Raw genomic sequence first — 353 nt, 5'->3', positions numbered from 1 at the left:
ATATTAATAGAGAAAGAGAAGAATAAGCGGGCTTGTAGCTCAGGTGGTTAGAGCGCTACACTGATAATGTAGAGGTCCGTGGTTCGAGTCCACGCAGGCCCACCAACAAGTAAGGTTGGGGCAAGCTAGAGATGAAAGCCAATAACGGGGGATTAGCTCAGCTGGCTAGAGCACCTGCTTTGCACGCAGGGGGTCAACGGAATTACATTCCGTGTTGAATCCGTTATCTCCACTCGAAGAAATTAAGCGTACCGCATTAGACAAACGAGTCTAATGAATGAAGAGATTAACATTAAAACCCAATTAAAATTGGGGGATTAGCTCAGCTGGCTAGAGCACCTGCCTTGCACGCA

At 47.0% G+C, this 353-nt stretch carries 2 tRNA genes; both read left to right on the top strand.

Annotated elements, in window-relative coordinates:
- Nucleotides 1–28: 28 nt before the first annotated feature.
- Nucleotides 29–105 (top strand) — tRNA-Ile (locus ACST15_RS12525).
- Between the two features lie 41 nt (nucleotides 106–146).
- Nucleotides 147–234, top strand: a tRNA-Ala gene (locus ACST15_RS12520).
- Nucleotides 235–353 lie beyond the last annotated feature (119 nt).

The organism is Aquirufa sp. Wall-65K1, assembly GCF_054558475.1.
The sequence above is the reverse complement of the archived record's forward strand: the minus strand, read 5'-3'. Positions and strand labels throughout refer to the sequence as shown.